General features: G+C 29.8%; 25 protein-coding genes. 17 read left to right on the top strand and 8 right to left on the bottom strand.

The window, feature by feature from the left end; all coding sequences use genetic code 11:
* Window positions 1-14 precede the first annotated feature (14 nt).
* The 9 genes from hemE (at window position 15) to GOY08_RS13845 (ending at window position 10,638) form a co-directional block, all read left to right on the top strand.
* Window positions 15-1,061: a uroporphyrinogen decarboxylase gene (gene hemE, locus GOY08_RS13885; protein WP_158999525.1), complete on the top strand. Its 1,047-nt coding sequence runs from the start codon at window positions 15-17 to the stop codon at window positions 1,059-1,061.
* Between the two features lie 173 nt (window positions 1,062-1,234).
* Complete coding sequence (locus GOY08_RS13880; RefSeq protein ID WP_158999524.1) at window positions 1,235-2,368, top strand: sterol desaturase family protein; 1,134 nt, start codon at window positions 1,235-1,237, stop codon at window positions 2,366-2,368.
* A 122-nt stretch (window positions 2,369-2,490) separates the two neighbouring features.
* A complete protein-coding gene (pepF, locus tag GOY08_RS13875; protein WP_158999523.1) occupies window positions 2,491-4,296 on the top strand; it encodes an oligoendopeptidase F in 1,806 nt (601 codons plus the stop codon).
* A gap of 15 nt (window positions 4,297-4,311) precedes the next feature.
* Window positions 4,312-5,130, top strand: coding sequence for a YoaK family protein (locus GOY08_RS13870; RefSeq protein WP_158999522.1), 819 nt, complete (start codon window positions 4,312-4,314; stop codon window positions 5,128-5,130).
* A 16-nt stretch (window positions 5,131-5,146) separates the two neighbouring features.
* Entirely contained in the window at window positions 5,147-6,007 is an 861-nt protein-coding gene (locus GOY08_RS13865) for a purine-nucleoside phosphorylase (RefSeq protein ID WP_158999521.1), read from the top strand.
* A gap of 23 nt (window positions 6,008-6,030) precedes the next feature.
* On the top strand, window positions 6,031-6,576 hold the full coding sequence (gene hpt / locus GOY08_RS13860; RefSeq protein ID WP_158999520.1) for a hypoxanthine phosphoribosyltransferase: 546 nt from the start codon (window positions 6,031-6,033) through the stop codon (window positions 6,574-6,576).
* Window positions 6,577-6,757: 181 nt separating this feature from the next.
* The gene (locus GOY08_RS13855) at window positions 6,758-6,946 is read left to right on the top strand and encodes a hypothetical protein (protein ID WP_202914070.1); all 189 of its coding nucleotides are present in this window, start codon (window positions 6,758-6,760) and stop codon (window positions 6,944-6,946) included.
* 78 nt (window positions 6,947-7,024) lie between these two features.
* Window positions 7,025-7,777 carry an Nmad3 family putative nucleotide modification protein gene (locus GOY08_RS13850; RefSeq protein WP_158999519.1) on the top strand — a complete coding sequence of 251 codons (753 nt, stop codon included), beginning with the start codon at window positions 7,025-7,027 and terminating at the stop codon, window positions 7,775-7,777.
* A 95-nt stretch (window positions 7,778-7,872) separates the two neighbouring features.
* Window positions 7,873-10,638, top strand: coding sequence for a M1 family metallopeptidase (locus GOY08_RS13845; protein WP_158999518.1), 2,766 nt, complete (start codon window positions 7,873-7,875; stop codon window positions 10,636-10,638).
* Here the strand turns inward: GOY08_RS13845 and GOY08_RS13840 are convergent.
* From GOY08_RS13840 to mreC, 7 genes are read right to left on the bottom strand one after another with little or no spacing between them, the layout of a single operon-like run.
* Complete coding sequence (locus GOY08_RS13840; RefSeq protein WP_158999517.1) at window positions 10,582-11,748, bottom strand: LA_2272 family surface repeat-containing protein; 1,167 nt, start codon at window positions 11,746-11,748, stop codon at window positions 10,582-10,584. The two genes, GOY08_RS13845 and GOY08_RS13840, sit on opposite strands and share 57 nt — an antisense overlap.
* Entirely contained in the window at window positions 11,748-12,329 is a 582-nt protein-coding gene (locus GOY08_RS13835; protein WP_158999516.1) for a crossover junction endodeoxyribonuclease RuvC, read from the bottom strand. Before GOY08_RS13835 ends, GOY08_RS13840 begins: the two co-directional genes overlap by 1 nt.
* 10 nt (window positions 12,330-12,339) lie before the next feature.
* A complete protein-coding gene (locus tag GOY08_RS13830; RefSeq protein WP_158999515.1) occupies window positions 12,340-12,525 on the bottom strand; it encodes a hypothetical protein in 186 nt (61 codons plus the stop codon).
* Window positions 12,526-12,535: 10 nt separating this feature from the next.
* Entirely contained in the window at window positions 12,536-13,657 is a 1,122-nt protein-coding gene (gene rodA, locus GOY08_RS13825; RefSeq protein ID WP_158999514.1) for a rod shape-determining protein RodA, read from the bottom strand.
* A 3-nt stretch (window positions 13,658-13,660) separates the two neighbouring features.
* Entirely contained in the window at window positions 13,661-15,691 is a 2,031-nt protein-coding gene (gene mrdA / locus GOY08_RS13820; protein WP_158999513.1) for a penicillin-binding protein 2, read from the bottom strand.
* A 21-nt stretch (window positions 15,692-15,712) separates the two neighbouring features.
* Window positions 15,713-16,261: a hypothetical protein gene (locus GOY08_RS13815; protein WP_158999512.1), complete on the bottom strand. Its 549-nt coding sequence runs from the start codon at window positions 16,259-16,261 to the stop codon at window positions 15,713-15,715.
* Window positions 16,254-17,153, bottom strand: a complete 900-nt coding sequence (gene mreC, locus GOY08_RS13810; RefSeq protein ID WP_158999511.1) for a rod shape-determining protein MreC — start codon at window positions 17,151-17,153, stop codon at window positions 16,254-16,256. The genes GOY08_RS13815 and mreC overlap by 8 nt, the downstream gene beginning before the upstream one ends.
* A gap of 170 nt (window positions 17,154-17,323) precedes the next feature.
* Between mreC and GOY08_RS13805 the strand changes: the two genes are divergently transcribed.
* The 5 genes from GOY08_RS13805 to GOY08_RS13785 all read left to right on the top strand — a co-directional run bounded on the left by GOY08_RS13805 (window position 17,324) and on the right by GOY08_RS13785 (window position 22,417).
* Window positions 17,324-18,865, top strand: a complete 1,542-nt coding sequence (locus GOY08_RS13805) for a peptidylprolyl isomerase (RefSeq protein ID WP_158999510.1) — start codon at window positions 17,324-17,326, stop codon at window positions 18,863-18,865.
* A gap of 46 nt (window positions 18,866-18,911) precedes the next feature.
* Window positions 18,912-19,898 carry an NAD(+)/NADH kinase gene (locus GOY08_RS13800; RefSeq protein WP_158999509.1) on the top strand — a complete coding sequence of 329 codons (987 nt, stop codon included), beginning with the start codon at window positions 18,912-18,914 and terminating at the stop codon, window positions 19,896-19,898.
* A gap of 39 nt (window positions 19,899-19,937) precedes the next feature.
* Window positions 19,938-20,435 (top strand): NADH-quinone oxidoreductase subunit B, encoded by a 498-nt coding sequence (locus GOY08_RS13795; RefSeq protein ID WP_158999508.1) that lies wholly within the window; start codon window positions 19,938-19,940, stop codon window positions 20,433-20,435.
* 2 nt (window positions 20,436-20,437) lie between these two features.
* A complete protein-coding gene (locus tag GOY08_RS13790) occupies window positions 20,438-21,208 on the top strand; it encodes a response regulator transcription factor (RefSeq protein ID WP_158999507.1) in 771 nt (256 codons plus the stop codon).
* 402 nt (window positions 21,209-21,610) lie between these two features.
* Window positions 21,611-22,417: a S1 family peptidase gene (locus tag GOY08_RS13785; RefSeq protein ID WP_158999506.1), complete on the top strand. Its 807-nt coding sequence runs from the start codon at window positions 21,611-21,613 to the stop codon at window positions 22,415-22,417.
* An 84-nt stretch (window positions 22,418-22,501) separates the two neighbouring features.
* Here GOY08_RS13785 and GOY08_RS13780 read toward each other — a convergent pair whose 3' ends face one another.
* Window positions 22,502-23,044: a hypothetical protein gene (locus GOY08_RS13780; protein WP_158999505.1), complete on the bottom strand. Its 543-nt coding sequence runs from the start codon at window positions 23,042-23,044 to the stop codon at window positions 22,502-22,504.
* Between the two features lie 156 nt (window positions 23,045-23,200).
* On the opposite strand from GOY08_RS13780, the gene GOY08_RS13775 reads away from it, so the two are divergent.
* The 3 genes from GOY08_RS13775 to GOY08_RS13765 all read left to right on the top strand — a co-directional run bounded on the left by GOY08_RS13775 (window position 23,201) and on the right by GOY08_RS13765 (window position 24,898).
* On the top strand, window positions 23,201-23,593 hold the full coding sequence (locus GOY08_RS13775; protein ID WP_158999504.1) for a hypothetical protein: 393 nt from the start codon (window positions 23,201-23,203) through the stop codon (window positions 23,591-23,593).
* Between the two features lie 80 nt (window positions 23,594-23,673).
* Complete coding sequence (locus GOY08_RS13770; protein WP_158999503.1) at window positions 23,674-23,865, top strand: hypothetical protein; 192 nt, start codon at window positions 23,674-23,676, stop codon at window positions 23,863-23,865.
* A gap of 19 nt (window positions 23,866-23,884) precedes the next feature.
* Window positions 23,885-24,898, top strand: coding sequence for an alpha/beta fold hydrolase (locus tag GOY08_RS13765; protein WP_158999502.1), 1,014 nt, complete (start codon window positions 23,885-23,887; stop codon window positions 24,896-24,898).

The raw sequence follows: 24,898 nt of genomic DNA, 5'->3' as shown, positions 1-24,898 counted from the left end.
ATTGGAGATTTCTTATGACGAAAATCTTGTATAATGCTGCCATTGGAAAAAAAACAGAAAAAATTCCATTGTGGCTTATGCGCCAAGCTGGTCGTTATTTACCTGAATATCGTGAAATAAGAAAACAACATTCTACTTTACAAATGTTTAAAACTCCTAATATTGCAGCTGAAGTTACTTTGCAACCATTAAAACGTTTTCAATTAGATGGAGCTATTCTTTACGCTGATATTTTACTTATTCCTGATGCATTAGAATTGGGACTTAATTTTATTGAAAAAGAAGGGCCAAAATTCGAAAAAACAATTCGCTCACAAAATGATTTAAATAATTTATTAAATTTAACAGAAAATATAGAAAAACTAATAGAAAAATTAAGTTACGTTGGTGAAACACTTGATAAAGTAAAAACACGCTTAGATAAAAATGTTACTTTACTTGGATTTGCAGGAGCTCCTTTTACTGTTGCAAGTTATATGATTGAAGGTGGTAGCAGTAAAGGAGAGTTTTTTGAATGCAAAAAATTAATGTTTAACCAACCTGATGTATTCCACAGTCTTATGAATATTCTCACTAAAGTAACAATTGCTTATTTAAAAATGCAAATAAAAGCTGGTGCAGAAGTAATTCAATTATTTGAAAGTTGGTCGGGAGCTCTTTCTGCTGATCAATACAATGAATTTTGTCTTCCATACACAAAAAAAATTGTTGATGAAATAAAAATGCATGCCCCAGTAATTCACTTTTTTGGTCAAGGTGCACATCTTACAAAACAGCTTTTAGAAATAAACCCCAATGTGTATGGTGTTGATTGGCGACAAAATTTAGATGAAGTATCTGCACAGCTTAAAGAAACTTACATCTCATTACAGGGAAATTTAGACCCCCTCTTATTATATGCACCAACAGATAGTCTTTTAGATCATTTAGAAAAATGTCTAATTGATGGCAGCAAACATCAATACGGTTATATCTTCAACTTAGGACATGGATGCACACAACACACTCCAATAGAAAAAGTGGCTGAACTTGTTAAATTTGTAAATGCATTTAGACTATAAGAGAATAAATAAAATTTAAAAATATTTATGAAATCAAATTTTTAAAATTGACATTTAAAAAGAAACTATCTTGTTTGAAATTATTTTTTAGAATAAACTAAAATCAATTATTCCCTTAAAATATTTTAATATTTGAGAATTATTATGCAAAATTTCATTTCTAAGAGGTTTTCATGGCAAAAAAGTTCATATTTGGAGAAGGAAAAATCAGTGGATATATCTCTATTTTTTTATCTATCCTTGCATTTTTTGCGATATTTTGTTTTAAATTTCCTGAATTATTAACTACATCAGATCTAAGAGAAATTTATACTGCGGAAATTATGCGTAGTGTTTTATTTACTGTTATTATTATTTCTTTCTTATTTGCTTTACTTAGTTTTATATTAAGTAGAAAAAAAACTTTAACAATCATTTCTTTTGTAATTTTAACTTTAACTATTTATTTTGAAGGTTTAACAATTCAAGGAAGAGCTGTAGAAAAAACTAGTTGGAGTTTAGGTTTAGATTGGTTATTAATTGATTTATTACTCATGTCTATTATTTTTATTCCATTTGAAATTGTTTTTCCTAAATATAAAGACCAGGAATTATTTCATAGTGAATGGAAAACTGATTTAATATACTTTGTAGTAGGCCATTTACTCATTCAGTTTTTAAGCGTTGCAATAAAAATTCCGGCACAAATATTTTTTGGGAAATTAAACTTAGAATTTATCCAAAATTTTATCGATACATTACCATTTTTTATTGAATTAATTTTAGCACTTTTTATAGTAGATTTATTTCAATATTGGATTCATAGATTTTATCACTCTTTTGAATATACTTGGCGTTTTCATTCCATTCATCATTCAACTATTCATATGAATTGGCTTGCTGGAAGTCGAATTCATTTATTAGAAATACTAGTCACAAGATCTTTTACTTTTATACCAATTTATATATTAAATTTTTCTCCTATCACATTTAATACTCTAATCGTAATAATTGCCATTCATTCAGTTTTTATTCATTCAAATATTAAAATTGAGTTTAAATATTTAAAATATATCATAACCTCTCCTCAATATCATTTTTGGCATCATTGTATTGAAACTAAATATTATGGAAAAAATTATGCCATTTTATTCCCTTTTCTAGATATAATTTTTGGAACATTTTATCTCCCCAGCAAAAATTGGCCTTCTGGTACTGGTGTTCATAATGGAAATTACCCAAAGGGATATTTGAAACAATTTATTTATCCTTTTATTCATAATCCATTTAAATTTATTTTGAAAAAAACTGAAACAACTGATAGATGATTGCTTCTTCAAGAACCTTAAATTTATCATAAAATATTATAATAATCTTGATTAGAAAAATCTTAGTAATATGTTATAAGTATATGAATTTGATTGAAATGTACCGAAAGGATAAAATGAAAATGCAAAAAATCAAAAATAGAAATGAAATCAACATTGAAGAAACTTGGGATCTATCAGATCTTTTTACCGACTTTAAGGATTGGGAAGAAAATTTTAAAAAGCTTCCCACAGAAGAAGAAGTTGAAAATGTGATTCAAGAAAAATATAAAAATAGACTCGCTATAAGACCTGAGATTTTGTTTGACTGTTTAAAGTATAAGGAGAATTTGTCCCGAAAACTTGAAAATTTGTTTGTTTATGCTCAATTAAGAAGCACTGAAGACACTTCAGACAATCATGCAACTGAAGCTGTTGGTAAAATTGAAAATAAAATGGCAAACTTAACTGCCAAATTTTCATTTTTGAACCCAGAAATATTAAACATCTCAAATTTAAAGCTATGGTTAGAAGAATCTCCTTTGGATGTATATAAATTCTCACTTTCTGAACTATTGAGAAGTAAAGAGCATGTTTTAACTGAAAAGGAAGAAGAAATTTTAGCAAAACTTTCTGTTCCTTTAAGAACATTTGATGAGATCCATAGCAAATGGAATAATGCTGACTTAAAATTTGAACCTGCTTTAGATTCATTAGGTGAAAAACATATTGTTTCAAATTCAAGATATTCATTAAATTTGCAATCAAAAGATAGAAAATTAAGAGAAAATACATTCCAGTCTTATTACCAAGAAATTGCAAAATGGAGAAATACTATAACAGCAAATTATTATGGGAATATGTCAACAGGCTCAAATATTGCAAAAATTAGAAAATTTTCTGGTTTTCTTGAAAGCGAACTGTTTGATGATAATATACCTATAGATCTTTATGATAATTTAATTAAAAATGTTAAAGCTAATTTAAATATTCTGCATGAAAGTATGCGAATTAGAAAAAAAATACTTAAATTAGATAAAGTTTATCCTTATGATAGATATGTTTCTTTATATGAAAGCAATGAAAATTCATATTTTTCTTGGGAAGAAGGAAGGGATCTTGTATTAAAAGCTATTCAACCTTTAGGCAATGAATATGTTGAAATAGCAACAAAAGGTTTAACAAAAGAAAGATGGATTGATAGAGCTGAAAATGAAGGAAAAAGATCTGGAGCCTTTTCTTGGGGAACATATGATTCAAGACCTTATATGCTGCAAACTTGGACTGGAACCTTAGGTGATGTTTATACTTTAGCCCATGAATTAGGGCATTCTATGCATTCATATTATAGCAATAAAAATCAACCATACCATAATGCACATTATGCAATTTTTGTTGCAGAAGTTGCTAGTACATTGAATGAAGCATTACTTAGTCAATATATTTTGCGAGAGAAAAAAGGCTCAAACCTAGCAAAATATGTTTTATCTGAAAATCTTGAAAATTTTGAGGGGACTGTATTACGACAAGTTTTATTTGCAAATTTTGAACGAGAAGCTGCAAAAATAGTGGATCAAAACGAAGCATTTACTCCAGAAAGACTTGAAGAACTTTTCTTAAATATGAATAAAGAATGGTATGGAGAAGAACACAGTGGCTTTCCAGATTTTATAAAGCATGAATGGATGCGGATTCCACATTTCTATTCCGCTTTTTATGTCTATAAATATGCTACTAGTTACTGCGCTTCTCTAGCTTTATCTGAAGCATTATTAAAAGATCCTGACACAACTAGAAAACAAATATTTAATTTGTTAAAAGCGGGCGGCTCAAAAGCTCCATTAGAAATTCTTCTTGACGCAGGAATAGATTTCCTAACTCCAAAACCTGTTGAAAATGCTTTTTTAAATTATCAAAAAAATTTAACTATTGCAGAAAATGAATTGTAATAAGTATAATGAAGCATGGAAACAACTCATGAAAAAGACAATCAAGAAAGTTTGATACTTAGAGTATCAAGGAAATTAGGATTAGGTTCATTATTGTCTTTTGTTGCTGGTTTAGTGAATTCCATTGGTTTTTTAGGATTTGGATTATTTGTTTCACATGTTTCTGGACATGCTACTTATGCAGCAGTTGAATATTCTAAACACTACTATATCTTAGCTTTAACTTCATCTACTGCTGTTTTATTTTTTATTTTAGGCTCCGCTACCACAGCAATATTAATGAAAGGTAAGACTATTGAAGAACAAGGGATAACTCTAATTTTACCTGTAATTTTAGAAGCACTTTTATTGCTTTATGTTATGTATGAAACATTTTATTATTCAGATTTGCAACTCACTTATGATTCATATGGACATGCTAACTTTTTTTTAGTTTTAAGTTTTGCTATGGGACTACAAAATGCCACTTTAAGAAAAAAACAAGGTGCACATATTAGAACAACACATATGACAGGTACTGCTACGGATATAGGCAGTGCATTAGGTACAATTTTCTATTTTAGTATTAAGCCGTTGTTTTTTATTCCTTTCAGTTGGATAAAATATAGAAAAATATCAACAGCTATATTAATTCCTCTCAAGTTAGTATACTCAAAACAACAAATCGATATTTTACTGGTGAATCTCCTCACACTATTGTTTTTTGGTATTGGTGCAATTTTAGGAACTTTTGGTTTTATCTATTTTCATTTTTTTGTTTTAATTCTTCCAATATTTATCCTCTTTATGATAGCTATTATTGAGTTTTTTCTAGGAAGCAGAAAACTGCAATAAAATTAAAGGAAAATCCATGAAAATGACAAAATATAAAGACAAAGTTCAGCAAAGTGTTGATTTTTTAACAAAATGGCATGGCAACGCACCTGAAATTGCAATCGTTCTAGGTTCTGGATTATCCGATGCCATTCCCAAAATTCAGGAAATGAAAACAGTCCATTATAATGAAATTCCTGGTTTTAAAAATTCAACTGTTCAAGGCCATTCTGGAGATCTTCGCATAGGGACAGTAACTGCAAGTTTATCTTCAGGAAATCAAAAAACTCGTGAAATTGCTTTTTTAAGAGGTCGCAATCATGCTTACGAAGGCAATGACCCAGGGGAAGTTGTGCACAATTTGAGAAGCCTAATAACTTGGGGTGTAAAAGGAATTATATTGACAAATGCGGCTGGTTGTCTGAATACAGAGTGGGAATTGGGAAAAATGATGATTTTAACAGATCACATAAATGCTACTGGTATGAGCCCATTAAATGGTGAATATGGAATTGGCTTTGGTGCTCAGTTTGTTGATATGACAGAAAGTTACGACAAAAAATGGCAATCCCAAATTAAAGAAATAGCACATTCTAGCAATCACATTATTTATGATGGAGTTTATTATGGGGTTCTTGGGGCACATTATGAAACTCCTGCTGAAATAAGAATGTTTAAAACTTTGGGTGCAAGTGCAGTAGGTATGAGCACTGTTTTAGAAACTATCGCTGCTAGGCAATTAGGTGCAAAAGTTGCCGCTCTTAGTTGTTTAACAAATTACGGGGCTGGACTTAAACACGTACAATTATCTCATTCAGAAGTAATGGATATGGGAACAAGATTTGCATCTGATATGGCGAACATTGTTTTAAAGGCTGCTGTTTCTTTAGAAATTTAGTTTTTTTTTTGGAGTTTTTGTAAATGCAAATTCAAGTAGATGGTACTTTAATGAATGTTGGTGTTTTATTCAGTGAATTAGATATCAAAGAACGTACCAAAAAAATAGCTGAACAGATTAATAAAGACTATGGTAACAAAGAAACTTTAGTTGTATTAATTGTATTACATGGGGCAATTTTATTTGGTGCTGATTTAGTTAGAAATTTAGAAATGCCAACTGAAATTGAAACAATCAGGATTAAGAGCTATGAAGGAACAAGTAGCTCTGGAACTGTTAAGTTAGTAACTCCATTACCAACATCGCTTGAAAACAAACACGTACTTGTAATAGAAGATATTGTTGATACAGGACGTTCCATTAATTTTCTATTAAATGAATTAAAACAAACTAAAGCATTATCTATTAAAGTTTGTTCATTATTAGATAAGCCAGAAGCCCACGAATTTTCCATTCAAGCTGATTACATTGGTTTTACAATTCAAAAAAACTTTGTAATTGGTTACGGACTCGATTTAAATGGCAAATTCCGCAATCTCCCCTATATAGCTAATTTAACCAAAGCTTAGTCAGTTTATTGACGGAAAATAAAAAAGTTTCTGTAAGGGAATAAAAAAATCTCTTCTTTAGTTTTAATATATTGAGAGCCTACAAAAAAATAAACTTTCTTCTTAAAGTGCATTTCTAGTAGGATACTCAATTTCTTAGACTATTCCGTTGGCTCTAGCCCGGACATTTGGGAGCTTTATTATGAGATTGATTCCATCATTGTTATCATCCGCTCTTCTTGTTTCTTTAGTTACACCAGCACTTGCACAAGCTCCAGCAGGTACTCCTGCAGCAGCTCCAGCAGAAGCAGCTCCAGCTGCCGGCAAAAAAGAAAAGAAAGCGAAAAAAGGCAAGAAAGCAAAAAAAGGTAAGAAGGAAGAAGCAAAATAATTTTGTTACTTCGCTCTTTAAAAATAATTTAAAAGCCTACATAATATTTGTAGGCTTTTTCAATTTTAGGGTGTTTTTATGAATAATGCTTTTATCATTCATGTTGGTGCTAATTTGAAAGATAATAGAGGTCTTTCTCCTATTTTTAAAGATAATACCTACGAATACATTCCATCACCTTTGGAAACCTCTTTTAATACGAGCAAACATCATAATCATAAACACTATTCTAAAATGAATTGCCAAAATCTCAATTTACGTGGCATGCACATGAGTTCATTTGTAGATGACGGAACAGGTCATGTCGATCCTGAGTTCTATACTTTTACTTATGGAGAAAGTAGAAATCAATATATAAGTATATTAAGTAAACTAAAAAAAGATGATCTTTTATTATTTTCAATTACATTACAAAAGTATGATTCAAAAAAAGAAAACTTTGTTCTCAATGGGGAACCGAATAATTATATTTTTGGCTACTTTTTGATTAGTGATATTGATGAGGCTAACGGACCAATAGATGAAAGTAAATTATTAAATTTCCAAACTACTTGCAATGAACATATTATCTATAAAAAACAACATATACAGACTCCTGATAAGAAAAAAGTTTTATTAATAAGAGGGCAAAAAAATGAGTCTGCTATTTTTAAAAAGCCATTAAAATATACGGACAATGAGGCATTACTTCCAAAATTTAAAAAAAATTGGGAGATAGAAGTTACAAGTAAAAATTTAGAGCTTTATAAGTGTTTAAACTATTCGAAAGTATTAAAAGACATTCTAGAGCAAGCTGAAAATAATAGATGGGTAGAATGGATAATTCCTTAAAAATTAAAAGTTAACTTAACTTAAAAAATCTTCACTTCTGCATTTACAAGTAAAACTAAAAAATTTACTCCTATAGTAGCATAGGAGGCTTGATTATGATAATAGGATCACATTTACAAAAAGCGTTAGAGTTTCAACAATTTTCAGAAGATAACACACTTGGTTTTCAACGTTTTCCTGCAAATCCTAAAATCAAGAGAATATACAATGCTCCACGTTTAGCAGAACAAAGACATATGTATTTAAATATTATTATTGATTTTGAAAATAATTCCTTATTTGGTGATTGTTATCTCGTCTTTGAAAACAAATCTGAAAATTTATCAAGATTTAATTTAGAAGCTTATGAAATGAAAATTAACTCAGTTTCAATTTGCAATATTATTTTTGAAGATTTATTTAATCTAGAAAATAAAAAAATTCCAGATTATAAAAAAATTGAATCGTTAAAATATCAAAAATGTGAATTTGCTACTGATAGTAATAAAATTGATTTAGAAATTTCTAAGAATATAAAAAAAGATGCTTATTTTATTTTAAAAATAAATTATAAAATTCATGAACCGAATGCTGGTTTTTATTTTGTCCATGCGAATAAAAAAAGTCATGCAGTTTATGATTGTGTATGGACTCAAGGTCAAGACTCAGACTCACCATATTGGTTTCCTTGCCAAGATGATCCTAGATTAAAAATAACCACAACCTTACAATTTGCTTTCCCAAGCCAATGGAATGCATTGTCTAATGGCATAAAAATATCAGAAAAAATTCAAGAAAAATATAAAACTCAAATTTGGGAAATGTATTCTCAACATTCACCATATTTAGTTGCTTTTGTTGCTGGCAATATGGCTTTTGCTAGTGATGAATGGCGAAATAAAGAAATAAGTTTGCTGTTACCTTTCAAGTATGAAAATATGAAATCCGAAATTCTTTTAGAAACTAAAGAAATGTTAGAATTTTATTCCAACTATTGGAATTATGAGTTTGCTTGGGGCAAATATGGCCAAGCATTTGTTGCAGATTTTCTATATGGAGGTATGGAAAACACAAGTATTACCATAAATACTGACGAGGTTTTAGGGCCAAAATTATTTGCAACAGGAAACGAAAGAAGAACTTATTTAGTAATGCACGAAATGGCACATCAATGGTTTGGAGATTTACTCACCTGTAAAACTTGGAGTGAAGGCTGGCTTAATGAAGGTTTCGCTACTCAAAGTGAAATGCTATGGGATGAACATACTAATGGTAAAGTAAGCGGTATTTTTTATGCACATGATAATTACTTAGCTGGTTATCTAAGTGAATCTAAATCTTATATGAGACCTATTGTTTGCAATCAATACGAATATGTTTCTGAGATATTTGATGCTCATTTATATGAAAAAGGTGCTTTATTTTTAAATTATTTAAGAGATATTTTAGGAGAAAATGAGTTTAAAAACTCCGTGCATTATTATCTAACTCACAATGCCTTTAAAGCTGTAGAAACAAAAGATCTTATCAATGCTATTCAAACAGTTACAGGTATCGATACAACTGTTCATTTTGATAACTTTATATTTAGAGCGGGTCATCCAGAACTTGAAGTTTCTTGTGAATATTCTAGTTATGATCCTGCAATAATAAATTTTAATATTTCACAGAAACAAAATATTTCTAAAGAATTTCCTGAATTTTATTTAGAAACTTTCATTTATTTAAAATATGCAAATGAAAAAGAAGAAAAAATTAAAGTAACGATTGATGATAAAAATAAAAAAATATCTATTCCTTTAAAAGAAAAGCTATCTTTTTGTATTTTTGACCCGAATGGAACTATTATAGGTGAAGTTATTCAAAAATATCCTGAATCATTTATTTCTGAAATTTTTAAACTAAAAAATTCAAAATATTCATATTTTAAATACTTAGCAGCTAAAAATATCTGTCGTTACTATAATAATAAAGAAAATTTTAGTCATATTGGAAAATGGCTAGGCATTGAAGAAAATTTTAGAGTTAGAGCCTCTACGTACCGTTTAATCAGTGAGCAAGGACAAGTCATAGGAGCAAACCTATTATCGTTACTAAATGATGATCAACCATTATCTAAAGCAGAATTAATTTATTCACAAGCAAATTGTGTTCAATCAAAACAAATAACCTTACTAGATAAACTAATAAAAATTGCTGAAAATGAAAAAGAAACTTATAATTGTCGGGAAATTGCAATTAAATCTATTCAACTTATTTCACAAAAATATTCTCTTTTTCGCTCTGAAGAAAACAGAAAAAAAATACTAAATTTTGCATTTTCCTTTTTAAATAAACAATCATTTAATGGAATACTAGAACATGCTGCATTTAATTTAATATCTGAGTTTTGTGAACCAGATCACCTAAAATTAATATTACCCTTTTGTGAAAAAACTTCTCAGCATTGGCGGATAAATATTGGTGCACTAGGAGTTTTAAGTAAACTATCAAGCAAATACCCAAATATTAGATCAGAACTCAGGCCTTCTTTAATTTATTTCACTGATGCATTATTTCCTATAAGAATTACATCTGCATTACCAGAATTTTGGGCAAACTCATTAGATCCATTTTATGATGGACAATTTAGAAAATTCCACCAAAGAAAAAATTACGGAATTTTATCAATGCTAATCCCACGATCAAGAAGATCCTATCAAAAATTTCTAAGAAATTTAGACACAAAAAGCTACTTTGAAAAAATTATCGAATTAAATGAAATTAAAGATAAATATCAAAAAATTCAGACTGAATTAGGTGAAATAAAACTAATAATTGAAAAGTTAAAACCGATCACTTCCAAAAATAAAAAATTGAAAACCAAACCCAAGCGTAAATAAGTATTGAGCATTAGGCAGATAATTTGGGACATTAATAAGTTCAAACTTTCCAGGAATATTTAAATCATAAACTGAAAACTTCAGAAAAGATTCTGTTTGTTTACTTAATCTATATCCAGTTAATAATGAATAATGAAGAGAAAAATGCTCACCAATTGATTTACTTTTATCTTGTTCAGCAACATTTAACCATTTTAATTCTAAAGCTAGAAAAATTTTATCAATACTCAACTGGGTTCCTAAACCAAAAGATACATTAAAATCAAAAGGAAAAAATAGAAAACTATAATTTAATAAAGAAAGAGCTAAAATCCTTTTATCAATATTATAATTATTAGGAGAAGCTTCAATTATACTATAGAGTAAATTATTTCCAATTTTCAAACCATAATTAAATGGAAAGTAATTTTCAGATGCAAAATATACTTTTGCAAAACCATTTGTTTGATCCATTGAAAATAATGTTCCTAAAGAAAGTCCATGTGAATCTTCAGCAATATTTATCAATCCAATCTGTGAGCCATAAACTTTTTTAGCATAATTTACTATTCCAATTTGAACTCCTGAAACTTCATCGGCATGATTATATATTCCTAATTGTAAACCGTTTATATTTTTTGCAAAATTTGTTACCGGAGCAATTTGAATGCCATTTAAATCATCTACAAAATTTACAACACTAAGCTGAATTCCATTTACTATATTAGAATTTGCAAGGAAGGATAATTGAGCTCCATTCATCAAAGCGACTTGCGAATAAAGGCCAATTTGTAGGCCATTAAATTCATTCTCTGAAAAATGTATAGAAGAAATCCCTAGGCCATAAAAATTATTTTTGACCTTTAAAACACCTAAACTTATTCCTAAACCAATAATATTTTCCGCTGAATTATTTATGAGACCTATTGAGATATTTTCTATAATTTTTTTATAGTTTTCATCTGTAAATGCAAGGGATAGATCTGTGTATGGGGAATAAATAGTAAATTTTAACAGACTATATTTAGTAGGAATTGAATTTATCTCTAATTCTTTTTGTTGATTTATTTTTTGTGCGTATAGATTTAAAGATATGAATAATAAAAATAAGAAAGATAATATTTTAGACATTAAAAAAACTGTAACCTTCTTTTTTGTTTTTTAGATTTTGACCATTCTTCTAAAATTTTTTTATTGCTATCACTTTTATCTATAATACTACTAGAATGAAAAGATGATTGCTTTATTCGCATTGCATCCGCACAAGCAATTGATAAAGCATCTGTTGCATCAAGAGGAAGGCTTTGCATTTGAAATCCTAATAATGAACTCATAATTTTAGCAATTTCATTTTTATTACAACGCCCATTTCCTGAAATAATTTTTTTTGCTGAAGTAGCACTAATTTCACTTATTTTTAGACCAGATTGATGAGCTTCAGATAACACAACACCTCTTGCATGTCCTAAATACAATGCAGATCTAGGGTTTTCAGCTAAAAATGAGAGTTCAATACATAAATGTGTTGGTGCATAAGCAGCCACTACACGGCGAAACTCAATAGCTAAAGTAGCGAGTCTAGAGGCTAATTCCTGATTCGCATTTAAATCCCAAGCACCTGCAGCTACAGCCAATATTTTTCCTGAATTTTGGATTTCAATAATTCCATATCCAGCCATTCTTGTCCCAGGATCTATTCCTAAAATACGCATTATTATTAACCTAATGAAATTTCTCTGTTCTAATTTTATTTTGCTGATTATTTAATGGAGCTTGATCTACTTTGTGATCATCCTCAAGTGCTGTCAAAAATAAGTATAATGAAGCGCAAATCAGCGAAAAAATGAATCCACTGATAAATAATAATTTCATTTTTGAGTTTTTTTCTTGCACCAATTCTTCTGTCACAAAAAACCTCTTAAAAAGATGTTGTTGATAAATACCTTTTTCTTTCTACGGCAACTACAATACCAATGCAACTCAAAGCAGTAACCATATGTGTTCCTCCATAGCTGATAAATGATAAAGGCACACCAACAACAGGAAATACACCTAAAACCATGCTTATATTAATTACAAAATGGAATAGAAAAAAAGCCCCAACACCGACTGTTGCTAATACTGAAAAAGAATCTCTAGCTCTATCAGCTATTTGAAATATTTGAATAATTAATATTGAAAATAAAAATATTAAAATTAAACAACCAATAAACCCATGTTCTTCTGCCCAAACTGAAAAGGCAAAGTCTGTATGCCGTTCTGGTAAGAAATTTAGTTTTGCTTGGGTTCCTTGACCAAAACCTTGTCCCCAAAGTCCACCGCTTCCAACTGCAATCATACTCTGAATAGAGTGATAACCTGAGCCACGGGGATCTAACATTGGATTAATAAAAGTTAATACTCGTTGTTTTTGATAATCATACAAAATAAAATTCCAGGCTAAAATCGATAACGTAACAGTAATAAATAAAACTGTTAATAAACTTTTTCCTCTAACTTTTATAGTTGCAATTTGTAAACCAGAAATAAGCAATACTAAGCTAGCTGTTCCTAAATCTGGTTGAGCTAATATTAATAAAAAAGGAACACCAATAAATAAAATTTGTCTCCACAAACTCAAAAGAGAAAATTCAGAAAATCCTTTCATTAAATTAAAACTTCTTGCAACTATCAATATAATCACAAACTTTACAAATTCGCTTGGCTGAATTCTTACAGGACCTAATACCAACCAACGTTCAGCACCTTTTGCACTGCGTCCAAATATATCAACAGCTAATAACATAATACAAACTATTATATAACCAAATAAACTTAATCTCTCCAAATTTTTAATATCTAGTAATACTCCCCAAAAAATAGCAGCAAAAGTTCCAATTAAAATAAATATAATTTGATCATAAAATCTTGCAGGATAGTAAAACGCATTGGTAGCACTATATAGATTATAAAGACCAATACAAATAATTGAGTAACATGTTATTACTATACCCCAAGGCATACCTTTGAAACGATCTTTTATTAATGAAAATAAAATCATAACTTACCTCAATTCTTCAGGTACAACTGGCTCATTTAATGGCTGACCATCTGTTGGGTTTTGCTCATTCATTCTTTCTATTGGAATATTTTCATTTGTTAAATCTGAATTACTATCCAATATTTGTTTTTGTCTTCTTGGAACCAAACTTGTCTTAACAGGTTTTGCAAATTTCTCAGGAAACTTTTTCCGCCAATATGCTTCTATAATTTGCTGTGCAATTGGGGCAGCATTAGCACCTCCACCGCCACCATCATATTCACTAAAAACAACAACAGCTATTTCTGGAGTATCACTAGGACTATAAGCAGCAAACCAAGCATGATCTAAAGCATTAAAAGCAACATCTTCTTGATTAACACCTTTTGTAAATTTAAGCGCAGAAGTTTGGGCAGTTCCCGTTTTTCCTGAGACAGTAAATCCTTCTACTCTGGCACGTTTTGCCGTACCAATATTTGATTGCACAACATCAAATAAACCTTTTTTTACAACAGCTAAATTGGCAGGATTAATTTTAATTTTCCTAATTTCCGTTTGCTTTTCTTCGAATATAACTTTCCCTTGACTGTCAACAATTTTCTTTAGAAAATGGGGTTTATATAAGGTGCCACCATTACCAACAGCAGCAAATGCATTTAATACTTGAATAGGAGTGCATAAATTAAAACCCTGGCCAATGGAAGCATTAATTGTATCACCACTTAACCATGGAAGTCCTTTTGTACGTAATTTCCACTCAGTTGATGGGGAAATTCCTGGTAATTCCATATTTAAATCTAGGCCTGTTCTCTCACCTAGTCCAAATAATTTACCCCATTTTGCTATGCGATCTATACCCACTAGGTTTCCAACATTATAAAAATAAACATCACAACTTAATTCCAAAGCTGCTGACATATTTACTGGCCCGTGCCCAGTATGTTTCCAACATTTCCATCTTCCATTACCCAATACAAAGTATCCAGGGCAATTAAATTTTCTTTCAGCAGTAACAACTCCTTCTTCCAAAGCAGCTAAAGCAACAATAATTTTAAAAGTTGAGCCAGGAGGATAAGCTCCTCCTGTTACTTTATCAAGTAATGGCTTAAAAGGGTTTGATCTTAAATTTTGCCAATCTTCCATTGTTAAACCATCTTGATACATAGCTAATTTATAATTTGGATTAGATAAATAAACAAGAATTTCACCATTATTTGGATCTAATGCACATATAGCTCCATTTTTATTTCGAAAAGCTTCAGTGGCTATATTTTGTAAGTCAGAATCAATTGTTAAATAAACATCATTACCTCTTTGCGCTGGCCTACTTAAATTTAATGATATATCAAGTGAGTTTTCAGCTTGTAGTCTACCTAATGCATCAACTAGTAATGCTTCTCTCCCTTCACCTCCACGCAAATATTTTTCATACTTTCTTTCAATCCCTGTTTTTCCAATGATCGATCCAACTCTGTATTGATAGTTTGATACTTGTGAATTTAAAATATCTAATTCTTTTGCAGTAACCTCACCAAGATATCCAAACAAATGAGCTGATTCATTTCCTAAATAATCACGTCTTGGAGCCGAATCGACATCAACTCCAGGTAAAAAGAATTTATTTGATTCAAGCGTTGCAACTTCATGGAGAGACAAGTTTCTTTTTATTCTCACAGGTACAAATTTAGGGTTTGCTTGAGAATCTAAAAGTTTTCGTTCAATTTGTTGGATGGGAATATGAAATAAGTCAGAAACAATTGAAAGCGTTTTAGGCCTATTTTGTAGATATTGTGGAATGACAATTAAATCAAAAAATAATCTATTTGAAAGCAAAATACGACTATTTCGATCGTAGATAAGTCCTCTAGGAGCTGGCCTAGTAATTTCTCTAACTCTATTCCTTGCAGAAGCAACAGAAAAATCAGTTCCTTTAATAATTTGTAAATACCAAAGACGAGCTGTAATAGCCGCTGTAATACCTAAAAAACAGGAAACTATAATATTTCTTCGACTTGGATCTGAAACAGACTCCTGTCTTGACCTATTATCAAGCATTATCCGACTCCAACAATAAATTTAAAGATCTATTAACTTCTTTTTATCATGAGAAGGAATAAATTCAAAAAAAGAATCAAGAAAGTTTAAAAATTTAAATAAAGGTAATGAAATAATTAGTGAAGAAATAAATCCTTTCCATGAAATGGAAAATAATCCTGCTAAAGTTAAAAAATCTCTGTTTTGGATTGTAAAATAGAAAAGAAAAAATTTTAGAAAAAATAGACTTAAAAAGATAAAAAATTGTCCAAAATAGCTATTAAATAAAAATATTTTTGATAAAACATGTGAACAAACAATAATTAACAAAAAATACATAATATAAAAACCACTTGGTATAGACGAATTTGCTTGAAGTAATATAGCGATAAATAATATTTTTATTAATGCGAGTGGTAAAAAATGTTGGATACTTACAAAAATAACTGCTACCGAAACTAAATCAATATGTAGCCACAAAGAAGAACTTTTAGCAAGGACACATGCTTGTAAATAAACTAGAAAAATCAGAAATAATAATGAGAAGAAAAAATGTGATGTTTTGCTTCTTAAATAATTAGTTCTAGCCACCAGATTTCTCCGCATTTGATTCTAGTAATTTTTTCATCCAATCAACACCACCAACTTTGCGAATTACATCTACTTCTCTATTTGGATTTAATAGCACAAGCGCTTCAGATAAATCTAAAAAATTGACTGCGGGTTTAACTTCTATTGTCTGGGTAACTCCATCTGAATTTACCCTTATATTTGTCACTTTACCAACTAAAATTCCACTGGGAAATGCTCCTGTTAACCCACTAGTTACAATTTCATCTCCAACTAAAATACTACTTCCTCTTTCCAAATACTTAAATTGCATAGAGTTATCTGTCCCACCTTGGAGAACTCCTCTTCTTCTATTACGTGCAACAATAACATCCAAGTTACTGTTTGGATCTACTAGCAATAAAACATCAGAGTGATTGACCGCTACACGCATCACAACTCCAACAACGCCCTCTTCAGCTACCACTCCCATTCCAGGCTGAATTCCATTTTTAGAACCTTGATTAATTCGAACATTTTTATATATAAATGAAGGATCAGAACTCGTTACTTCACAAGTTATAAATTTTACCGATACTCTCTCCGATAAATTTAATAGTTTCCTTAACCTATTATTCTCTAAAATAATATCATCTAATGTACGTATTTTCACTTTTAATTCAGCATTTTCTCGTGATAATGTGTCAGCTTCTTTTCTCGCATTTTTTAAATCTATATATGAATTATAAGTTGTATAAATAAAGTGACTAGATGAAAGAAAAATCATTTCAACAGGTTTACTTATTGAATAAACTATTTTTTCTAATATACTTAATTCTTTTTTTGTAGGATGTGTTGTTGAAAAAAAGAACATAGTAAAGATGAGAGTTACTACAGATACCAGCCAAAAACCGTATCTTTTAAATTGTATCATTTTTAACCCACATAAAAACGTCTATAATAAAAGCAAGTTTGCAGAAATCAGAATTTACAGAAAATAATAAGTTGTTCTGAAGAAAAAAGAAAGATCTTTCTCTATAAAGTTTGAAATTGTTCTCAAAAAGTGCGAGATAATGTTGACGGTTTTTTGCAGAGGAGTTTGCTGTGCGCTTAAACACTAAAATATTTTCATCGGTTAGTACTAAGTCTTTTGTCTTAGGATTCATCATCATTACTGCTGTTGTTGCGTTTGTCTTTACTGGCTTCGGTAGGTTGAATCCAACAGGTCTTTTTGGGCTAGATCCAAATACAGCAGCGCAAGTTGGTTCTGAAAAAATAGAAATGCAACAATTTGCTGCAATTATTTCAAGTCAACTAAACCAAGACACTCCACCTGAGCAAAGAAAAATGCTTGCTCGCCAACTCATTCAACGCATGATTCAAGAAAAAGTTTTAGCTGAAGAAGCTAAAAATCTTGGCTGGAACGTTTCAGATGTAGAAATGGCTACTTTAATTAGAAGCATACCTCAGTTTCAAAATCCAAAAACTCAACAGTTTGATATGCAGGCATTTAAAAACTATATAGCTTCACAACAAATGTCAGAACTGAGCTTTTATTCATTTTTAAAGCAACAATTAGAAATTCAAAAGTTTAATAATTTACTTTATTTACCAACCCCAATAAGTACAAATATAGCTGAAATTCAAAATAAAATTAATTCTACAGAATTTAAATTACAATATGCATTAATTACTTTACCTGACGCTATTTTAAAGCAAAAAGTATTGGAAGAATCACAAAAATACGTTAATGATAAAAACAATTTAAATAATTTAACACAATTATATAATAATTCTAAAAATCAATTTTCACAAAAAGCTCAAGTAAAAGCTTTAACTATCCTAATTTCTCATAAAGATGCACAACGTGCACAAGGTGAAGCCTTAAAAAGGACACCTACAGAGGCAAAAAAACTAATTGAAGAAATTCAAGCCCAATTAGCAAAAGGCGCTGATTTCGCTAAGTTAGCAAAAGATAAAAATGATGATGTAAATGCAAAAAACAACGGCGGCAATATTGGATTTATTGATGAATCAAATATGGATCCTAAATCAGTTAGTGCTGCTCTCAGCTTAACTGCTCAAAAACCACTTTCTACAATAGTCGAAACACCTTTTGGTTTCCGCATTTTTAAATTTGTGGAAGGCAAACCTGCAATTACAAAATCTTTTGATGATGTAAAGCTTCAATTAGCAGAGCAATTGATTGGAAGCGATATCAGACAAAAGCTAGAAGCAAATCTTTTAAAAGAAGTAAATGAAACATTATCTGCAAAAAATATTGCAAAGCTAAATACTATTTTGACAGAAAACAAAATAACTTGGCAATATCTTTCTAAACAATATAAAGTTTCTGAATCATTCATAAGCGAACTTGGTGTGGCTGATAATCTAGCACAAAATATATTTACTCTTAAAAATCCTGGTGATTTAATCCAAAAAGTATTAGATTTTGGAACGAAAAAAGCTATTGTAAAATTAGTAGTGAAAACATCGCCAACAAATTCAAAAGATGAAATTGAAGCTCTAAAAAAACAAATGACAGGTATGAACAGCCAAGAATTCGCCACAAAAACTCAAAAGTATATTCTTTCTTCATATGAAAAAAGTGATAAAATTAAAATCAACCCTGCTCTTCTAAATTAATTTTTAGAGTGCAAAAAGATTTCCGATTAATTGAAAGGTACTTATTTTGCAAAATGATGTTGATGTTTTTATTATTCAAAAACAAACAACCTTAGAGCGCTATACAAAAAGTAAAATCAATATTGATTTTTTTGATTACTTGGAAAGAGATAAACAAACACCAGTTCCTTTACAAGAAGCACATAATGAGCATACAAATAGTAGGGATATTTTAATAAAAGCATTAGAAAAATATTCAATAACTTATAAAATATTTAATTTAGACGAGCTCGCATCAAATAATATTTGTTACTATAATGACAAGTGTAAAAACTCAGGCCTAAATCCAAAAATGAAAATTGTTATTTCTTTAGGCGGAGATGGTACACTTTTGCATGCTAGTCATCATGTGGGTGGAGAAGTTGCTTTGCTAGGAATTAATTCCTGTCCCGCACATTCAGTAGGACATATGTGTCCTATCGTTCCAAATGATATAGAAAAAGCTATTTGCTGCATTATAAATAAAGAATATTCAACAAAGAGTGTTAGAAGAATAAAACTTGAAGTTTCACGAAAACAAATCGTTCCTTTAGCATTGAATGATGTTCTTCTTTGCAATCGACATCCTGCCGCAACTAGCCGCTATCAGTTAGGAATTTTTTCTGCTGATTTTGCCGCTGAATTTGCTTCTGAAAAGCAATTGTCTAGCGGGCTATGGGTATCAACTGCTGCAGGCAGCACAGCCGCTATATCCTCGTATGGCTTTCAAAAGTTAGATCTTCTTTCACCACAAATTTTAGCCGCAGTTAGAGAACCTTACACCCCCAGAAACGAATCCCTACAATTAAAGCAATTCTCTATTGACGGAAATGAAAAATCATTGTTGTTTTTCTCTCGAATGCGCCAAGGTCTCGTCTGTGTTGATGGACCAGACTCCTGCGCTTATTTAGGTTTTGGTGATACTGTAAAAATGAGCTTACCAAAGGAATGTGCATTGAATCTAGTCCTTGATTTTTTTGGTAAAGTCCCATTGTTTCCGATAGATAATGGATAATACAAATAGTGAATTAGTAATATATAGGAGAGCTTTTTTATGAAGCACCACAATTATGGAAGTGAATTTTATATAACGACCAAGCAAAAGGAGTTGGTAGCTTGGGCAAGGAAAAACTCGTTGTGGCCCTATCCCTTTGGAACTGCTTGTTGTGGAATTGAATTGATGTCTGTCATGGGACCTAAGTACGATTTGGCTCGTTTTGGAGCAGAAGTTGTTCGCTTTTCTCCAAAACAAGCTGATTTATTGATAGTAGCTGGGACGATTACTGAGAAAATGGGGCCTGTCATCAAACGCATATATGACCAAATGCCTGAACCAAAATGGGTGCTTTCCATGGGTGCTTGTGCTTCATCGGGCGGTTTTTATCGTGCTTATCATGTTATGCAAGGTGTTGATAAAATTATTCCTGTTGACGTTTATGTTCCAGGATGCCCACCGACTCCAGAAGCTGTTTTAGATGGTTTTATGCAACTCCAAGAAAAAATTAAAAAGGAAGCTCTTGAAAGCAACTCTGCTGCGAAAGAAGACAAGTAAAAATGAAGGAAGAAAAGCTTCGGATTCTCATCATAGAAGATGACAGAGATTTAAATAATCTTTTAAAATATACTCTTGAAGCTTCTAGAGATTATGACGTCAAATCGCATTTTGATGGTAATGGTGCTTTTGAACTTATTTCGCAATTTATGCCTGATCTTGTCTTATTAGATGTTATGTTACCTAATATTTACGGCACAGAAATTTTAAAGAACATTCGAGATAATCCCTCTACTGCTGGAATACTTGTTATCTTACTAACCGCTCGTTCCCAGGAAAAAGATAAAGTCGAAGGCTTTGAAGCAGGCGCAGATGATTATATCACAAAGCCTTTCTCGCCAAGAGAATTAATGCTCAGAGTAAATGCCTTATTACGAAGATCACATGCATTAAAATTTCAGACTTCTCACAATCCTTCATCAAAAGAAGGAGAGAAAATCAATCCTTCACAAGACCCTTTTGATCAAAATATTTCCAAAATTATTTCAGTTGGTACAATTAAAATATTTCTTGATGAATTTAAAGTAACTGTTAATAATGAAGTTATTTCATTAACTGCAACGGAATATCAATTATTAGTTTTTTTATGTGAAAGAGTTGGAAAACTTCAAAGCAGAGAAGCCCTTCTGCAAAAAGTTTGGGGTTATGAGGGACAAGTAAACACTAGAACAGTTGATACTCATATTAAACGCTTAAGACAAAAATTAGGTGCTGCCGGCAGTATGATTGAAACTATTCATGGATTTGGATATCAATTGATTGATCCTCATTGAAATAACAATCAATTACCAGGAAAAATACTAAAAAGATAACCCCAAGGTATCAATTTCTCCTTTATGTTCATATCTTCCAAATTTTTTCTGTTTTTTTTAATTAAATATTTATTTTAATATTTAATTAAAAACTTTTACTCTTAGCTGACTAAAATACCATAATTCTAAATTATTGAAGTTAATAATTAAAATTTCTCTTGAAATATAATAAAATATCAAGAAATATAAAAATTAAATACTAATTTAACTTTTATATTTAAATAATTAAAAACTCATGCCATGAAATTGACTTTTAAAATTTATTAAAAATTTTTAATATTAATCAATATTTGAAATTTTTTGTTACTTATTTAGATAAAAATTAATCTTTTTTATATTTGCAAATTTTTAGAGAGAGTCAATATGACTTATTTAAATCTTAAAGTTCAAAATATTTTAAATTCAATTTTGCTGTTTATATTTATACTTGGGTGCACAAAATCAGGATCAACACAAGCACCAACACCTACTCCAACACCTACTCCAATAAATATTAAAGATAAATTAAAAAATAATATTGCTAAAATTTATTTGCGAGATAAAAAAACTCCAAATCCGAATGGTCAAATTTGTACTGGATGGGTTGCTTCAAAAAATTTAATAATCACTGCTGCACATTGCTTTAAAAATGATGTTGCACCTTATAATGATATTTTTGGGATATCAAGCATTGATTTAGGTTTTTCCAAATCCGAATCAATAGGAAGATTTGATATTGATATAATTAAAACACACAAAGATTGGCCTAATGTTAATACTTTTGCTGATATTGCATTTATTAAATTAAAAATAGGAAAGGAATTTAATTATGCAGAAATTATTCCAATTTATTCAAAAACTAAAAATATAAAACAAAATGATAATGTGATTGCTTTTGGATTTGCTACTAATAAATTTGTAGATACCTCTGTTATTAAACCAAGTGATGCTGATTTAAAAACCAATGGACTTACTGCGGCTCAAGCTATGGAATCAATTTGTGTAAAAGATAAGATGAAACCTGGAGATTCCGGAGGTCCTATTTACTATTTAGATAATGGTAATCCATTTATAATTGGAATTCTTTCTTCTTTAAATGGTTGCTCTGCTAATAATTCACAAACTACATATGCAAATATTGAAATGCTAATCGATTGGGTTGAAAAAGAAAGTCTAGTTAAAATTAAATAATTATTGATAAGTGACTTTATTTCTAAATGAATTAATAATTAATCTTTTCAACTCTTCAAGAAGATTAATTATTAAAAAAATTATTCAATCATTTTCTAAAATTTTTAACTTTTGAGCATACTTTACTTCATCTGATTTACTTTTTTCAAAATAATTTTGAGATTCATCACAGTTTACTTTTTTTTCTTCCAATCCATTTAACATATAACAAAATTGTTTTTTTGAATTTATTCTTTGAATATCAAACTCTCCGTTAGACAATACCCGAACATAAGCAGCCGCAAACTTATCTGGAGTGCTAATCAAAAAAACTTTATCATTTTTATTACTTTTTTTATAAAAATCTTCTTTAAAATAAGGATCTAATTCTTTAAGATCTTCTAAATAAACAATTTTTTGTTGTGTATCAATAAAAGATCCATTTTCAAGTCGATATGCATATAAAGAATTATAGACTTTAACTAATTTTATTCTAGCTTCGGATTGTTGCCCTTTTGCTTTAAAGCTTGATACTTTAGGAAAAACAATAAGTGCCAATAAAGCAATAAATGAAATTAATCCTAAAATACCAAATGTAGTGTAGCCTAAATTGCTTTTGTAGTTCTTTAGAAATTTAAAAATAACCATTTCCTTCTTCAAAATAACAAATTAAATTCCTTATCGCAAAAATTTATTGTTAATTTAAATTGTTTTTGTTTTTTTTATTTTAAATTTAAATTATAATCCTTTCAGATAGTTATTAGTTCTGGGCACCATGACAATTCAACTTTCGAAAGGTTAAAAATGTATATAAATTCAAAAGTAAGATTAAGTGGTTGGCTACTACCCAATGGCACTTGGAATGAGTGTTTACCATGGGAACATCTTAAAAGTGCTAAACAAATACCTTATGTGATAGAAAATAAAGAAAATAACACCATTTTGCAAACATATTGGGATCATCCTGATGAAGAATTATTAAGATCTGAGTTAGGAAAAATAGGAATGATTAAAGTAAGCTATACCCTTATAGATGCTGATTTTATCAATGATCTTCAATTATCTCAGCTTCAAAAACTCACACAAATTTTTCCACCAGAAGAAGAACTTGAATTTATTGGTAGAATAAAACTTAAAATTCAGGTCAGAATTTTTTTAAAAATCAAAGATCCTCAAAGGTTAAATAGTTTATTTTAATATTAAATTGAATTTTTTAATTTTTATTTACTTTATCCGATTAGAAAGTAGCTAGAGTTTTTTATTTATAAGGGTTTAATATGGGTACTTTTGAAACAATTGGAGTAGAATACAATAAAATAAAAGAAGTTTATATAAAGTATATTAAAGCTTATAAAGATTTAAATAATAACTCCACTAAAGGGGCTACCTCTTTTGCAGATTTTTATCTTTATAGGACTTATACAAGTAAATATACTGACCCTAGAAAATTTATGGGAAGCATTAAATAAATTTTAATAAGGTTTATGTGTGGAAAATTTTGAAGATTTTATTGCGGAATTAAAAAAAGAAAATTCTCCTGAAGAAGTAAAACGTAACACCACAAGGTACCTTGAAGAAATTATTCCTTTTTATAAAAATCATGGCATTACTGAAGAATTTAAAGGTGTGGATGATTTACAAATTACTTGTAAATCATTTCATGCAAAAAATCCTGTAGCTAAAGTAATTTTATGCACTGGTTATAATGAATCTTATTTAAAATATAGTGAATTTATTCAAAATCTATACGAAATGGATTTTTCTGTGTATTGTTTTGATCACCGTGGACAAGGCTTTTCAGGACGTTTTATAAATCAACAAAAACGTGGTTTTGTTGATAAATTTTCAAATTATATTAATGATTTAAGCTTCTTTTTCGAACATGTCTCAAGCAATGAAAAAAATTTACCTGTTTTTATTATTGCGCACTCTATGGGTGGAGCTATTACTGCTCTTGCAGTTAATCAAAAAAAAGTAAATCCAAGCGGCATTATTCTTTGCGCACCCATGTTTGAAATTATGCTCGCTCCCTACCATTTTTTAGAGAAACCAATTTACTATTTAGCAAGTATTTTTTGTAAAATGAATTTAGATAAGAAATTTGCTCCTGGACAAACTGATTGTATTCCTTTTCGACCTTTTGAAGGAAATGATGTTACACATAGTCTATTTAGATACAATGTTTGGCGAAAACATATTTCTGAAATAGATGATTTACAATTAGGCGGCCCCACTTACGGCTGGATAAAAGAAAGCGTAAAAGCTTCAATTCAAGCAAGACATATTAATAATTTACATAATGTACCTTGCTTACTTATTCAAGCCCAAGAAGATACAGTAGTGAGAAATTCAGCACATCAAATATTTCTAAAAAATAACCCTAACTGTGAATACGAATCTATTGAATTTGCTAGACATGAAATTTTAATGGAAGCAGATGTTATCCGAAATAGAGCATTATATTTAATTCAAAATTTTATAACTAAAAAACTTGGAAAATGA

The sequence above is a fragment of the Pigmentibacter ruber genome, assembly GCF_009792895.1.
Classification (GTDB): Bacteria; Bdellovibrionota_B; Oligoflexia; order Silvanigrellales; family Silvanigrellaceae; genus Silvanigrella; species Silvanigrella rubra.
The sequence above is the reverse complement of the archived record's forward strand: the minus strand, read 5'-3'. Positions and strand labels throughout refer to the sequence as shown.